Here is a 14,703-nt window from a genome sequence, read left to right as displayed (position 1 = left end):
AGGATCGCCCCGTGCGTCTGCGCCGCCTCAGGGCGCTTCCCGGTCTGCTGGCCTCCGCGCCGCCGTGGCTGCTCGCGATCGTCGGCACCACCCTCGTCGTCCTCGGCATCCTCATCATCGCGAGACCGCTGGCCTCGCTGTCGTTGCTCGCGCTCTACGCCGGTGTGAGCTGCATCCTCTCCGGCGTCGGCGAGTTCGGGCGTGCGGGCCGGCCCCTGTGGGTGCGCGTCGGTGCGGGCGTCCTCTGGATCGGTGTCGGCGCAGCCGTCATCGTCTGGATGGGCATCAGCATCGCCCTGCTCCCCGTGGTGCTGGCGATCCTGCTCGTCGTGGGCGGGATCGCGGACCTGCCGCGACTGCGGCGCGGGACGGTGAGCGTGCGCGTCCTCGCCGGGGCGTGGATCGTGGCGCAGATCGCCGTCGGCGTGCTCGTCCTCGTCTGGCCGGATCTCACGTCGGTCACCGTCGCGCTCGTGTTCGGAGCCCGCACCGTCGTGTTCGGCGTCGCTCTCGTGTGGCGCGCGTCCGCTCCGCTCCGGCGGCGCCGACCGCGTCCGGTCGCGTCGCCCGGGTGGCTCCTCGCCGTCGGGCGTTGGGTCGCCGCCGCGCTGATCGTCGCCGTGCCGACGGTCGCCTGGTGGGCGAGTCTGGAGCTGCGTGCGGGGCTGCCCGTCATCGACGCGTTCTACGACACCCCTGCCGAGGTGCCGGATACGCCCGGAGCCCTGCTGCGTGTCGACGCGTGGCCGGGCACGCCGCCCGCCGGGGCGCATGTCGAGCGCATCCTGTACACGACCACCGACCTGCACGGGAGTCCGGCGGTGGCGAGCGCGATCGTCGTCGTCCCCGACGCTCTGCCCGCAGATCCTGCCCCGGTGATCCTCTGGGACCACGGCACCACCGGAATCGGGCGCGACTGCGCGCCGAGCCTCATGCCGGACATGTTCGAGATCCAGGGCATCCCCGCGGTCGCGGAGGCCATTGCGGCCGGATGGGTGATCGTCGCGACCGACTACTCCGGGCAGGGGGCGGAGGGCGACTTCCCGTATCTCATCGGCGAGGGCGAGGCCCGCTCGACCCTCGACTCGCTGCGCGCCGCGCGGCAGCTCGACGGGGTGCGCCTGGCGGACGACACCGTCGTGTGGGGGCATTCGCAGGGCGGTCACGCGGCGCTGTGGACGGGGGCCCTTGCCCGGGAGTACGCGCCCGAGGTACGGATCGCCGGTGTCGCCGCCATCTCGCCCGCCGCCGACCCGCTCGGGATGGCGCGGCTCATCACCGCGCCCGGTGCGGCGAGTCCGCTGACCTCGCTCGCCGTCGCGTGGGTGCTCATCCCGTACAGCCAGGCGTACGACGACGTCGACTTCTCGGCTCAGGTCGCGCCGGCCGGCCGCGCGATCGTCCGAGAGATGTCCGCGCGCTGCACGTCGCAGCCCGGCCTCCTGGTCAGCGTCCTCAGCGCCGTGGGCATCGGGGCGGGCGACCGGCTCTACCTCGGCGACCTGACGGGAGGCGTGCTCGGCGAGCGACTCGAGCAGAACGAGACCACCGGACCCTGGAGCATGCCGTTGACGATCGCGTGGGGCGGATCGGACGAGGTCATCTCGCCCGCGCTGCAGCGCGAGTACTCGGACCGGCTCTGTGCCGCGGGCGTCGAGGTCACCGCACGGGAGTACCCCGGCTACACGCACATGGGCATCGTCACGGCGGGGTCGGACTTCCTGCCCGAACTCGTGCGATGGACCGCCGATCGCTTCGCGGGGAAGCCGGCGCCGCCGACCACCTGCTGAGGCTGCGGCATGACCGAGGTCACGCCGCGGCGTCGCCCTCCGCGACGCCACGGACGCGCAGCGCGCGACCGGACATCGCCGTCACGCGGAACGCCGTCGCCTCGGGCGGCGTGCGGACGTCGAGGGGGAGGATGCGCACCGCGATCTCGGTGCCGCCCGCGGCGAGGGTGCCGCCGCCGCGCCCGTTGGTGATGAGCGAGTAGACGCGGGGGCGTTGCGGTTTCTTCGGGGACGGGACGGACCGCCCGCCCGCGCGCGGGAAGAGGGTTCGCAGCAACCGCTGCTGCACGGCATCGGCCGTCTCGCCCGCGCATTGCGGAAGCAGGGCGATCATCTGCCCGACGAAGAGCTCGACGTACTCACCGGTCCCGCGTTCGTACCCGGGTTCTCCCTCACGCGGGGACGACACGAGCAGCGAGCCGTTCCTCGCCCGCGGCCGCGGCCGCATCCAACGCGCGACGCAGCTGGGTGCTCGAGGTGTGCGCCGTGTACGGGAAGTAGACGACCTCGACGCCGACCGCGCCGAAATCCCGCTCCAGGCGTGCGCCCTTCTCCGTGCCCCGCCAGTCGTCACCCTTGAAGAAGTGGGTGAATCCGACCTCGTGCCACACGTCGAGCTTGTCGGGAACCGTCTCGACGTGGACCGCGTCGACGAAGCGCACGCCTCGCACGATCTCCGCTCGCTCCAGCGTCGGCACGAACGGTTCCACTCCCTTCACCGAGCGCAGCATCTCGTCGCTCACGACACCCGCGATCAGGAAATCGCACTGCTCCTTCGCGTGACGAAGGAGATTGAGGTGACCGATGTGAAAGAGGTCGAACGCCCCCGCGGCATACCCGATACGTACAGCCATTGCACAGCCCCCCAGCTGCTGACGACGGAGGCGTGCCTGCACGCCTCCGAACACTGCCGAGTCCCCCGACTCGACATGGACTCCCACAGTCCGGTTGTGAGACTACCGCATAACCGCTCTCTTGCGGCGCGCCCGCACACCACAGCCTCCGGTCGGGCGACGGATCCGACCCGCAGGCGTGAGCGAACGTCGATGCGGGAGCTATACGCTGGGCGCAGCGCCTCAGCCCGGCTTCGGAGCATCCCGGGATGAGCGGGGGTGTCCACGGGGGAGGGGTCGAATGTCATTCGCATCACTGGTCTTCGGCGTGAAAGAGTCAACGGTGCTCGCCGGTTCGAGGCGGGTGTTCGCGGAGCTGGTCCGGAACGAGCTCCGTGACGCCGAGGAACTGGAACGTATCCAGACCGCCCGGCACCTGGCGCATATCCGCTTCGCCTATCAGCACACACGGTTCTACCGGGACTTCTACTCGGCGGCGGGCTTCACCGAGAGCGACCTCTACGACCCCGACGTGATCACGAGTCTCCCTGTCATAGAGAAATCCCACGTCCGCGACCACTACGCGGATTTCGTCTCTGACGAATCGACCCCGAAGAACAGTGCGCGCAACACGACCGGGGGTAGTACAGGCGAGCCGCTCAAGCTTCTGAGAGATGTGCGCTTTCCCGCGCGTGCGCTCGAGTGGCGGCTCTTTCGTTGGTGGGGAGTGCGGCCCTACGACAATGTGGCGATCGCCACCCGGCACGTGAAGACCGCGGAGCAGGCTCGACGTCACGCGATGCAGTGGTGGCCGTCGAAGCGCATTCAGATCAACGCCTTCGACATGACACGCGAGAGCGTCACCGCCTTCGTCGATCAGTGGAACCACGTCCGCCCGAACATCATGATCGGATACGTCGGGGCGATCGCGGAGTTCGCGGGAATGGTTCAGGACCTCGGGGTCGACATCGCCTCCCCGAGAGCGGTGGGAGTGACGGCCGCCGCGCTCAGCGCTAACCAGCGAGCGCTGATCGAGAACGTCCTCCGGACGAAGGTCTACGATCACTACCGCTCGTCAGAAGTGCCGTGGATGGCCGGTGAGTGCCGACACCAATCAGGTCTCCATGTGTTCTCGGATGTGAGAGCGCTGGACATCGTCGATCGGAACGGGAAGTCCGTGCCCCGCGGCGAGCTCGGCGAGACGGCCTGGACGGATTTGACGAATCGGGTGTTCCCGCTCATTCGATATCGGCTCGGCGATCGCACTCGCTGGCTCGACGGAGTATGCGACTGCGGCGTCTCATTGCCGCGTATCCAGGCCGTCGTCGGCAGGGTGGTCGAGATTCTGCACATGCCCGACGGACAGCTCATCGCGGGCGAGGGCCTGGCTCAGATCTTCAGCGCCACGCCTGACGCGGTGAAGAACTTCCAGATCATCCAGCACGCAGACTTCTCGATCGAGATCCTCTACGTTCCGGGGCACGCACGTGATGCGGCGCGCGACATCGAGGACGGGCTGGTGCGGTTCCGGCAGATCGTCCACGACAAGGTTCCTGTACGAGGAACTCGCGTCACGGAGATCCCTCATGTCGGCGGAAAGGTCCGCTACTTGATCAGCAACGTCCCCGTGTCCTGAGCGCGATCACGTCGAGGCCGGGCGCGGCTCGTCCGTGTAGTAGTCGCTCTGGCGTCTGTCCCTGCGCGTGCGGTTGAGGACGGTGCCGAGGATCCGTGCGCCTCCCGACCGGAGCGACTTCACGCTCTCCTCCACGAGTGCGCGCCGTGTCTTCGCCGCATCGACGACGAGGATGACTCCGTCGACGAGCGGTGCCATGAGGTTCGCGTCGGCGACGCTCAGAATGGGCGGCGAGTCGATCACGACGAAGTCATAGATGTCGGCGCATCGCTGAATCACGCGCGCCATCGCCTCCGAACTCAGCAGCTCCCCGGGGTTCGGGGGCACTGCGCCGGCGGGCAGGACATCCAGCGTTGTCCCCGCGATCCGCTTCTTCGCCATGTCCGCGCCGGTATCGTCCATCAGGACCGTCGTCAGACCGATGCTTCCGTCGATGCCGGCGTGTTCGTGTGCGCGCGGTCGCCGCAGGTCGGCATCCACCAGGATGACGGAGTTCCCCGCCGACGCGAGAGTCATCGCGAGGTTGACGGAGACCGTCGACTTTCCCTCTCCGGGGGTACCCGATGTCACGAGGAGGACCCTCGCGCGGGCGCTGACATTGGCGAACATCACGGCGGTTTGAACTCGCCGGAACTCCTCGGCGGTGTGGCCGAGGCTTTCGCGGGCAACGCCGATGCCCCGTGTCGCCAGCAGCGGAGACCTGGCGATGACGCCGAGAACCGGCGCTTCGGTGATCTCTGCCAAGATGTCGTCGTTGCGCACGCGCGTATCCAGAAGCGGAAGACACAGCGCGATCGCGACACCGACGATCAGACCGAGCAGCCCGCCGATGAGCGCGTCTCGGGTCTTGTTCGGACTGTGCTGATACTGCGCGGCAACTGCGTCGTCGAAGACATCGGCCGTGACGATCGGCCTATCGCTGCTGTCCTTCGGCGCCACCTCCCGCACGACGCGGATGAGCTGCTCGGCGACGGCGTTCGCGAGATCTGCGGAATGCTGCGCGTTGGAGGTGTCGGCGGTGATGCGCAGTGTCACCGTGTTTTGGGGAATCGACACGCTGATGGAACGCGCAACCTCAGAGGGCGTCGCGTCGATGCCGAGGTCGTCGATCACCGGCTGCAGGACACGTGAACTGGGCACGAGCTGCGCGAATGACAGCATCTGGCTCTGTGTGTAGGAGGAACCCTGATTGAGATCGGTAGCGCTGTTTCCCTGATTGATCTGGAAGATCAACGAGGCCGTGGATGCGAACATCGGTGTCTGCGTCGCTGAGAACGCGTATGTTCCTGCCGCCCCGACGAGCGCGGACGCGAGGATCACCCACCAGAGCCGTCGGATCGAGTTGACAACAGAATGCATGCCGAATCGGTGGTCTCTCACCCTTTGGCCCCCCATTTCCGCCCCCTTGAGCATAGGGGTGACAGGGACGGAGGCCGATCCATCACCGTCAATCGCGGGGGCCTCCGCGCTTCCTCGTCACTGCAGCGAGGAACGCGGCGGCGTGTGCGTCTCCTGCTCGGTCCCACTCTCGTCGTGAGAGATCGGGCGAACCGGTGAGGCCGACGATCGATCGCCACGCCTCGACCAGCGTCGCGCCGTCCAGCTCGTCATCGTACATCTGCACCCACTGCGGCCCGACCTCGGCGGCGAGCGCCTCGTTGGCCGCGTTCCTCGGGACGAGCACGGGCCGATCGAGTGACAGCGCGGCGAGGGCGCTCCCCGAGTTGTGCATGAATCGATACGCGAGAACGATGAGTTCCGACGAGGTCGCGAGGCGCGTGAGCTCCGCATCGCTGAGGAATCCCAAACGCAGGGAGAACCCGGGGAGCGACTGTGCCCTCGTCTGCATCTCCTCGGCGATCTCCGGCGAACTCGGCTTACCCCCGACCTCGAGGGTGAGCGACGGCTCCACTCGGATCGCGGCCGCGTACGCGTCCAGCAGAGAAGTCGTTCCCTTGTACCGACGGATTCCGCCGAAGGTCCCCAACCGCCCGGGGACTCGATCGGCCTGGGGATACCTGCCGTACCAGCTGCGGTAGTGGCCGTGGAGGATGACGCTGTGCGGCGCGCCCACGGGGAGCGGGGTGGTGGTGTTCAGTGTGATCCAGTAGTCGGTCCGGTTCTGGATGCGGCGGAGAAGCCACAACCGCGCGACCGTGTCATCCGGCAGCTCTATGTTGTGCGCCGTGCGCACCACGGCGATGCGCCGCGACAGACGGTGGCGCGCGAGGAGCGCGGTCATCAGTGCGAACTTCGCCGCTGACCGCCACCACGTCGTGCCGGTGAGCTTTGCCTCCGGCCAGTGCCAGTGGAACGCGTCGTAGCGGCCGAGCAACGCGGTCCTCCAGGAGAAGCGGAGGTGATCCACGCCGTCTGCACGGGTGAGGGCTTCGTCGAGCATCGTGATGTACGGGTTCGTCGTGGGAAGGATCGTCTCGAACGACTGCATCACGCGCAGGGGTGTGGCGGGCACAGCGTCCGGCGCAGGTCCACGCGATGCGCGGCGTAGGTATCGTGCTCCCTCCCAGCTCCCCACCAGTGCCGGCCAGAGGTTTCTCCAGGGGCGGATCAGCTGTCGTTTGCCGCCCTGCAGAACGATTCGGAAGGATGCGCGAGGTGTTGATCTCAGCCAGCTGCGCCGGTGTTCGTCAGAGAGGTGCTTTGTGGCGTATACGAGCCGGTTTCGGGCATTGAAACGATAGTAGATCGGGGATTTCTCCGGTCCGGACTTCACATGGCCGTGAGTCGAACCCTCATCGTGAACGGCGTGCAATCCGGCGTCAGCTCGTACTGCGCCGCCCGCGAGTATCACGCGTCGCGAAAAGTCCACATCCTCCCAGTACAGAAAGAAATCGTCGTCGAATCCGCCGATGCGACGCCAGAGCTGCGCGCTCAGAGCGAAGCAGGCGCCACTCACCCAGGTGTGGATCGAGTCGGGAGGTGTTCCGTCTGGACGCCGACTCCGAGAGCGCATCTCCCCGATCCCGAGGTGGAGATCCACTTCGCCGCTGTACAGCGTCCCGTTCGGACGCAATACGGTCGGCGCGAGCTGAAGGTTCGGATCCTCTCGGACCTGGGAGTGGAGCGCTCGGACGGTATCGATGTCCAGCCAGGCGTCGGGATTCAGCAGAAGCAGCTCCGTCGCCCCATGCCGGAGGGCGTGCTCCGCAGCGAGATTGTTCGCCCGGCCGAATCCCTCATTGTCCTCGAGGGGCAGCAATGTCCATCCGCCACGGCTGGCGACAGCAGCGATCGCTGCGCGTTCGGCTTCGCCGCTGTAGTTGTCGGCGATGATGACCTGTCCCGGAAAACCGTCACCGAGCGAGCGTTTCAGGTTCTGCTCCACGAGGTCGTGTGACGCGTAGTTGACGACGAGAACCGCGAGCGACCTGAGCGGATCCTGTTGGGTCTCCGCGTCGCTACCCCCAGCGCGCTCGATCATGTCCTGCCTCCCCTGTGTGCTCCCCGCACCCACTCAAACTACAGTTGTGTTCCGAAACCACGCTGTTCGAGTGTGGAGGGGGCGAGTTTCGAACGATGCGAATTCTCGTGTGCGCGCCGTACTCGCCATACCCGGCCGTCGGTGGTGGACGCGCCGACATCTGGCGCCGAATCCGCGCGTTCGTCGCTCTGGGGCACTCGGTCATGCTGTTGCACCAGTACGACCCGCGCGGGATGATCGCCTTCTCGGAGGTACATGCTGCGGAGATGGATCGAGTCGTCGATGCGCGATACTCATTCCCCGTGCGTCGTAGCGTGAAACGTGTGGCGGTGCAAGCGTTCCGTCTGACTCGTCTGCCGCTGTGGGTGTCGAAGGCCGTCCCGGACGACGCGGTCTTGGATGAGGCTGATCGGGCCGTGCGCGACTTCGCGCCGGATCTGGTGTGGGCCGATGGCCCGTGGCTGGGCGAGCTGGCGAAACGGTACTCCGATGAGTTCCACGTGCCGCTCGTCTACCGCTCTCACAACGTGGAGCATGTCTACCTGCGCAGGCAGGCATCCGCATCCGCTCGCTTGCGCAACAAGGTCGTGTGGACCCTCGCGGCTGTCGGTGTGCGCCGATACGAGTTGCAGATGATGGCGCGAGCACAGCGCGTCGCGGACATCTCCCTCGATGATCTGGACTACTGGAAGGGACACGGGGTGACCGGGCGGTGGCTGCCGCCCCTGCCGGAGATCGCGCTCGTGGACCCGCCAGCGGAGCGGGTTCCTGGTGATGTCGTCTTCGTCGGTGGACTCAGCCTCCCCAACAATGTGACCGGCCTGCGGTGGCTGATCGAGGATGTGCTGCCTCGCGTGCACGAGTCGGACCCTGGCGTCGTGCTGAGTGTGGTCGGTTATGGGGCGAACGCCGAACTGCGGGACGAGCTGGAATCACATCCAGCCGTACGGCTCTACTCGGATGTGGCGAGTGTCTATCCGCACCTGTTCGGTGCGAGAGTGCTCGTCAATCCGGTCGCGGTGGGGAGCGGGGTACAGCTGAAGATGCTGGACATGCTGATGACCGACGCTCCGATAGTCACGAGATCTCAGGGCGCACGCGGCCTCCCACCTCAATGCGTGGAACAGGTCGATGTCGCCGACACCGCTGAGCTTTTCGCAGCGCGGATTCTCGAAGCGCTCGGCGCCGGGGGAAAGGCAGAAGAAGGCCGTGCGGAGTGTCGGGCGATGTTCTCGCTGTCGTCGGTCGATGACATCATTGCGGACTTCGATCCTGGTGCGGGACGATCTCAGGACAAGACTGGGGGTCCTTGCCATGATTCCGGAGACGATACTCGTCATATGCAGTGCCAACGTCTGTCGCTCGCCGCTCGCGGAGAGAATTCTGATGGCGCATATCGGCACGGAGGGTGATGTGGTCGTCGAGAGCGCCGGGGCGCGCGCGCGTGACGGGGCGCCGGTGTGCTCTCTCGCCCTCGAGTCGCTGCGGATGCGAGGCGTGAACGGGGAGCCGACCGAGACCACATCCCGGCGAGTGACGGACGCGATGCTCCGTGGTGCCGCCCTGATCCTCGTTGCGGATCATCAGGTCAGCAACGATGTCATCGCCCTGGAACCGTCGGCGCGCGACCGGACACACACTCTGCGCGAAGCCGCGCATCGTGGTCGCGGATTCTCCTCGACAGCGGAGGGGCGCGGCCGCGTCGCGGAGTTCGCCGCCTTCCTGGATCGGGCTCGCCTCACGGCGCCGCCGATGCCCGCGTCACGTCGATGGCGACCACGAAGGGCCGCCGCTCCCGACCCGGCCGACATCGCGGATCGCCACGGCGGCGGGTCGCGTGGACACGCGCGGACGGTGCAAGAGGTGATCTCCGTCACCGAGGAGATCGCCGCCCAACTCGCGCGGCAGTAACGCGGTCACCCCGACGCGCTGATGATTCGGTGTCGCCTAGAGGTTCCATTCTCGACGCGTATGCCCTACCCTTAGCGAGCGCCGACTCTCCGCGGCGCAAGGATTGGGGAATCCGGGGGATGGAGATGGGGATGTCTGTGCGTTCAGCGCGCCGCCGACGTGCGGCGCAGGTTCGTGCGCGATCGTGGGCGGTGACAGGGGCGATCGCCCTGGCCCTCGGACTGTCCGCGTGCACTGCGGTTCCGGGTGCGTCTGAGCAGTTCAGCGAGCAGATCACAACGACGTGGACGGCGCCGGCCGATCCCACTGCAGAGGGTCCCACGGCGGCACCGGAAGTGCCCAAGGAGTCTTCTGACCTCGACTCCGAGGTCGCGCTTTCGACGGGCATGACGGTATCGATCGCGTCGATGACGACGATGGCCGTGACTGCGGAGACGCCGGGTGAGGTGGACGGCAGCGCGGTGGTCGTGACGGTGGCGCTCCACAACACCTCGGACTCGCCCCAGAGTATCGACTCGGCTGTGGTGATGCTGGAAGCCGCCGACGGTCAGGTGGGGATCGCCACCACAGCGGGGCCCAATCAGCCCTTCGCTGGGACGATCGACCCGGGTGACACCGCCACAGGGGTGTACGTCTTCATGCTGGACGATCCTCAGGGGAGGAACGTCACGGTCAGCGTGAACTACTCCGCGGGGGAGCCCATTGCGCTGTTTGCTGGACCGATCCACTGACGGCTACACGTCGACGTGCTCTGTGGGGCAGGGCACGCACGCGTTTGATGAAAATTCGAATCGCCCGGACCGGGGACGTCGGGGCGATGACTATCGAAGCTCGAGCAGAGCAAGAACTGGGGAAATGATGGGCAAGACGCGCAGGCATCACAGACTGTGGACGGCTCTGACCGCCGTCGTCGTCGGAGCGATGCTGTCGACGGGCATCGGTATCGCCGCCGCGGCTCCTGCCGCGGCAGACGACGCCTCCGGGGTGCCGCCGATGTTGCAGCGCAACAGTGACGTCGTCACCGCGGATGCACTGCCGACGGTGCAGATCGACAGCGGGTACGTGTGGGCTCAGGCACCCATCGGAACGACGGTCTACGCCGTCGGTCAGTTCTCGAATGCTCGCGCACCGCTTGCCGCACCGGGAACTCAATTGACGCCCCGATCCAACATTCTCGCCTTCGACATCAACACGGGCGCGCTTCTTCCGTTCGCCCCGACGGTCAACGGCACGATCAAGGCGGTGGCCGCTTCCCCCGACGGAAGCCGTATCTACATCGGCGGATCGTTCACGAAAGTCAATGGCGAGACTCGATACTCGTTCGCTGCGCTGGATGCCGCCACAGGCGCCCTCGTGCCGGGATTCACGCCCTCCGTGGGCGGGAGCGGCGTCTACGCGATCAGCGCCGACGGCGGGACCGTGTACGTCGGGGGTCTGTTCACGCAGGCGAACGGCACCCCGCGCAAGAACCTTGCTTCCTTCAACGCGAGCAATGGGAGCCTGCTCCCCTGGGCGCCGCAGACGGATCTGCAGGTCGACGCGATGGTCATGGATCCGGCCGGCCAGAATGTGATCGCCGGCGGTCGGTTCTCGCAGGTGAACGGCGACCTCGGCATGAGGGGCCTCGCAGCCATCGACAAGGTCACAGGAGCCCTGGACACGGGGTGGCAGACACCGCAGACCGTGCAGAACGGCCGAAGCAACGGCAAGGCCGGGATCTTCGGTCTTTCCACGGATGCGCACGCGGTGTACGGCACCGGGTGGGTCTTCGCCGATGCGGCGACCGGTAACCTCGAAGGCGTCTTCGCGGCCGAGGGAGGGACTGGGGCCATCCGCTGGATCGCCGATTGTCTGGGGGATCACTACGGCGTGTACTCGACCGGGAAAACGGTCTACTCCACCAGTCACACGCACGCCTGCTCGACCATGGGCATGTATCCGGAACAGAATCCGCGAACGCATCGGTTCCTGTCGGCGTTCACGGCGGACGCCCGAGGGACATTGGGCTATCAGCCGGCGACGGGATCGACCTACAAGAACTGGCAGGGCACGCCCGCCCCAGCCGCGTACAACTGGTTCCCCGACCTGACCACGGGGACGGCTACGGGACTCGGACAGGCGGGGTTGTCGATCACGGGTGTCGGAAACATCATCTCCGTCGCCGGCGAGTTCGGCTCGGCGAACAATCTGCAGTACCAGGGCATCGTCCGCTACTCCACCGCGCCCCCGTCGGGCGCGAAGGACCGACCCCGGCTCACAGGCGTGAACTGGGTGCCGACGGCGACGTCGTTCATTCCTGGCCGAGTCCGCGTGGCCATCCCGTCCAACTGGGATCGCGACGACATGACCTTGACGTACGAGCTTCGGCGGCAGGGCGTCGCGACTCCTGTCGCAACAGCATCCGCCGACTCGTTGTGGTGGAATCGCCAGAACCTGGTGTTCGACGACACGACCGCGGTGCCGGGAACGTCTTACTCGTACACCGTCGTCGCGAAGGACGGCGACGGCAACGCAGCGACGAGTCAGGCCGTGAGCGTGACGGCTGCGTCGGGGACGGCAAGCGCCTACGCGAGCGCCGTGGTCGATGATCGGCCGCAGCTCTACTACCCGCTGGGAGACGTCCAGCAGGACTGGGCGGGGGCGAACAACCCGGTGATGGGGAGTGGGGTCGCTGCGGGGGGACCCGGCATCGAGAACTCGGCCAGCGGACGCTCTGATTTCAACGGGTCTTCCGATGGAGTCGTCGTCTCGAAGAACCAGGTGCAGGCGCCCAAGCAATTCACCACCGAACTGTGGTTCCGCACGACCACGACGGCGGGTGGCAAGCTGATCGGATACGGGAACGCGTCGTCGGGTTCGTCCGGAAACTACGACCGCCACGTGTACATGCGCAACGACGGGCGGCTGGTCTTCGGCGTTTATCCCGGTGGAGTGCAGACCGTTGAGAGTTCGGCGTCGTTCAATGACGGGGTATGGCATCACGTCGCCGCGTCGCAGAGTGCTGCGGGAATGGCGCTCTACGTCGATGGTGAGCTGGTCGGATCCAACCCGTCCGTGACGTCCGCGCAGGACTACGCAGGCTACTGGCGCATCGGGAGCGACAACCTGGGCGGGTGGCCCTCATCGCCCAGCTCGTCGTCGTTCGCCGGGTCCATCGATGAGGTCGCCGTGTACGACTTCGCGCTGTCGTCGAGTCAGCTTCGCAACCACTACGCCATCGGCAAGGGGTTCCTCGCACCGACCGCCGCCTTCACCGTGGGAGCCACCGGGACTCAGGTGGCTGTCGATGCCGGCGCATCGCATGCAGCGGGTGCAGCGAGCATCACGGACTACCGTTGGGACTTCGGTGACGGCAGTTCTCCTCAAACCGGTGCCACGGCGTCTCACACATACTCCAATGCAGGGACGTACACGGTGAGTCTTCTGGTGACGGATTCGAACGGGAGCACCGCGTCGTCGACTCAGCAGGTGGTCGTCGAAGCGCCGAACGTGCCGCCGACGGCATCCTTCACGGCCTCGTCGCAGGGGCTCACTGCGACGGTCGACGCCTCCGCCTCGACGGACGCGGACGGACATATCGCGTCGTACGCCTGGGCGTGGGGTGACAGCACGCCGGGTGCCACGGATCAGGTCGCATCGCATAAGTACGGAGCGGCGGGCACCTACACGGTCTCCCTCACGGTGACGGACGACCGGGGCGCCACCGCGACGTCGACACAAGACGTCGTCGTGACCCACGCCGACCCCGTCGCGAACTTCACGGCTTCGACGTCCGGGGCCAGGGTGAATGTCGACGGAGGTTCGTCGTCCGCATCGGACGGCGCATCCCTGGCCTACGACTGGAACTGGGGAGACGGCACTGCCCACGGCACCGGCGCCACCGCAAGCCACACGTACGGCACCGCCGGTGAGTTCGATGTGACGTTGACAGTGACTGATTCGCTGGGTGGAACGCACCTCACGACTCAGACGGTGACGGTTGTCGCCGATGTCTACACGGCATCCGATGCATTCGGGCGCACCGTCGTGAGTGGCTGGGGTGCTGCTGATCTCGGAGGGACATGGACCGTGCAGGGGGGCTCTGCCACGGTCGCCTCCGTCAGTGATGGCCGGGGACGTCTCAACATCGCCCCGGGTGGCACGCGCGAGCTCTCCCTGCCGGCAGTCTCGGTGACGGACAGTCACGCTCAGGTCACGTACACGGCGAGCGGGTCACCGTCGAACGGGCACGTGTACGTGGGCGTCGGTGCTCGCTACGGAAGCCAAGGCGGCTATCGCGCGGTTGCGTGGCTCCGATCGAATGGCGCGGTCACCGCGGTGGTCCAGCGCAACGGCACGTCCATCGCTTCACAACCGATCACAGGTCTGACGTGGTCTGCCGGGAGCACCCTGCACATCGCGTCCGAGGTGACGGGCGTGTCTCCGACGACGATCAAGGTGAAGGTCTGGCTCGACGGCACCGCGGAGCCTTCGACCTGGCAGCTGCAGACGACGGATTCGACTGCGGCGCTCCAGACGGCGGGCTCGCCGACCGTGTACGCCTACCGGCCTTCCTCGGCGACCGGGTCCAGCCCGATCAGCTTCGACGACTTCGCCGTGAAGGATCTTTCGGCGCCGGTTGTCAACGTCGATCCTGTGGCTGCGTTCACGTCGTCGGTGGCGGGTCTGCAGGTGAGTGTCGATGGGAGTTCGTCGTCGGATGCGGATGGCTCGGTCGTTTCGTATGCGTGGGACTTCGGTGATGGTGGCTCGGCCACGGGTGCGACGGCGACTCACCCGTACACGGCCGCGGGGACGTACGTCGTCACGCTGACGGTCACGGACGACAAGGGTGCGACCAACGTCGCGACCTCGTCGGTGACGGTTACCGCCCCGCCGGTTGTCAACGTCGATCCTGTGGCTGCGTTCACGTCGTCGGTGGCGGGTCTGCAGGTCAGTGTCGATGGGAGTTCGTCGTCGGATGCGGATGGCTCGGTCGTCTCGTATGCGTGGGACTTCGGTGATGGTGGCTCGGCCACGGGTGCGACGGCGACTCACCCGTACACGGCCGCGGGGACGTACGTCGTCACGCTGACGGTCACGGACGACAAG

General features: G+C 66.9%; 10 protein-coding genes. 6 read left to right on the top strand and 4 right to left on the bottom strand.

The features are described from left to right. Positions 1–11: 11 nt before the first annotated feature. Entirely contained in the window at positions 12–1,790 is a 1,779-nt protein-coding gene (locus WFI00_RS10860) for a lipase family protein (RefSeq protein WP_336632404.1), read from the top strand. Between the two features lie 19 nt (positions 1,791–1,809). Here the strand turns inward: WFI00_RS10860 and WFI00_RS10855 are convergent, their stop codons facing one another. Together WFI00_RS10855 and WFI00_RS10850 are read right to left on the bottom strand one after the other, a co-directional pair. Next, positions 1,810–2,199 carry a hypothetical protein gene (locus WFI00_RS10855; RefSeq protein ID WP_336632405.1) on the bottom strand — a complete coding sequence of 130 codons (390 nt, stop codon included), beginning with the start codon at positions 2,197–2,199 and terminating at the stop codon, positions 1,810–1,812. Then, a complete protein-coding gene (locus WFI00_RS10850) occupies positions 2,183–2,644 on the bottom strand; it encodes an adenylyltransferase/cytidyltransferase family protein (protein ID WP_336632406.1) in 462 nt (153 codons plus the stop codon). Before WFI00_RS10850 ends, WFI00_RS10855 begins: the two co-directional genes overlap by 17 nt. Before the next feature lie 178 nt (positions 2,645–2,822). Here WFI00_RS10850 and WFI00_RS10845 point away from each other — a divergent pair, with 178 nt between their 5' ends. Continuing rightward, positions 2,823–4,259, top strand: a complete 1,437-nt coding sequence (locus tag WFI00_RS10845) for a phenylacetate--CoA ligase family protein (protein WP_336632407.1) — start codon at positions 2,823–2,825, stop codon at positions 4,257–4,259. A 6-nt stretch (positions 4,260–4,265) separates the two neighbouring features. On the opposite strand, the gene WFI00_RS10840 is transcribed toward WFI00_RS10845, so the two are convergent. Then, positions 4,266–5,618 carry a polysaccharide biosynthesis tyrosine autokinase gene (locus WFI00_RS10840; RefSeq protein ID WP_336638486.1) on the bottom strand — a complete coding sequence of 451 codons (1,353 nt, stop codon included), beginning with the start codon at positions 5,616–5,618 and terminating at the stop codon, positions 4,266–4,268. A gap of 88 nt (positions 5,619–5,706) precedes the next feature. Next, positions 5,707–7,701, bottom strand: a complete 1,995-nt coding sequence (locus WFI00_RS10835) for a glycosyltransferase (RefSeq protein WP_336632409.1) — start codon at positions 7,699–7,701, stop codon at positions 5,707–5,709. A gap of 95 nt (positions 7,702–7,796) precedes the next feature. Here WFI00_RS10835 and WFI00_RS10830 point away from each other — a divergent pair, with 95 nt between their 5' ends. From WFI00_RS10830 to WFI00_RS10815, 4 genes are all read left to right on the top strand, one after another. After that, positions 7,797–9,113 carry a glycosyltransferase gene (locus tag WFI00_RS10830; protein WP_336632410.1) on the top strand — a complete coding sequence of 439 codons (1,317 nt, stop codon included), beginning with the start codon at positions 7,797–7,799 and terminating at the stop codon, positions 9,111–9,113. Continuing rightward, positions 9,088–9,612, top strand: coding sequence for a hypothetical protein (locus WFI00_RS10825; protein ID WP_336632411.1), 525 nt, complete (start codon positions 9,088–9,090; stop codon positions 9,610–9,612). The genes WFI00_RS10830 and WFI00_RS10825 overlap by 26 nt, the downstream gene beginning before the upstream one ends. A gap of 191 nt (positions 9,613–9,803) precedes the next feature. Beyond that, positions 9,804–10,343: a DUF5067 domain-containing protein gene (locus WFI00_RS10820; RefSeq protein WP_336642361.1), complete on the top strand. Its 540-nt coding sequence runs from the start codon at positions 9,804–9,806 to the stop codon at positions 10,341–10,343. A 124-nt stretch (positions 10,344–10,467) separates the two neighbouring features. Beyond that, positions 10,468–14,703: PKD domain-containing protein (locus WFI00_RS10815; protein ID WP_336632413.1), on the top strand; the 4,236-nt coding region annotated here is incomplete at its 3' end.

It is taken from the genome of Microbacterium sp. MMO-56 (assembly GCF_037146215.1).
GTDB lineage: Bacteria > Actinomycetota > Actinomycetes > Actinomycetales > Microbacteriaceae > Microbacterium.
Note: the sequence above shows the minus strand (reverse complement) of the source record. Positions and strands in the feature narration are given on the sequence as shown.

Coding starts and splice junctions, on each gene's coding strand:
- WFI00_RS10850 (WP_336632406.1), bottom strand. CDS start 2,644: ATGGCTGTACGTATCGGGTATGCCGCGGGGGCGTTCGACCTCTTTCAC.
- WFI00_RS10840 (WP_336638486.1), bottom strand. CDS start 5,618: ATGCATTCTGTTGTCAACTCGATCCGACGGCTCTGGTGGGTGATCCTC.
- WFI00_RS10835 (WP_336632409.1), bottom strand. CDS start 7,701: ATGATCGAGCGCGCTGGGGGTAGCGACGCGGAGACCCAACAGGATCCG.
- WFI00_RS10830 (WP_336632410.1), top strand. CDS start 7,797: ATGCGAATTCTCGTGTGCGCGCCGTACTCGCCATACCCGGCCGTCGGT.
- WFI00_RS10825 (WP_336632411.1), top strand. CDS start 9,088: ATGGCGCATATCGGCACGGAGGGTGATGTGGTCGTCGAGAGCGCCGGG.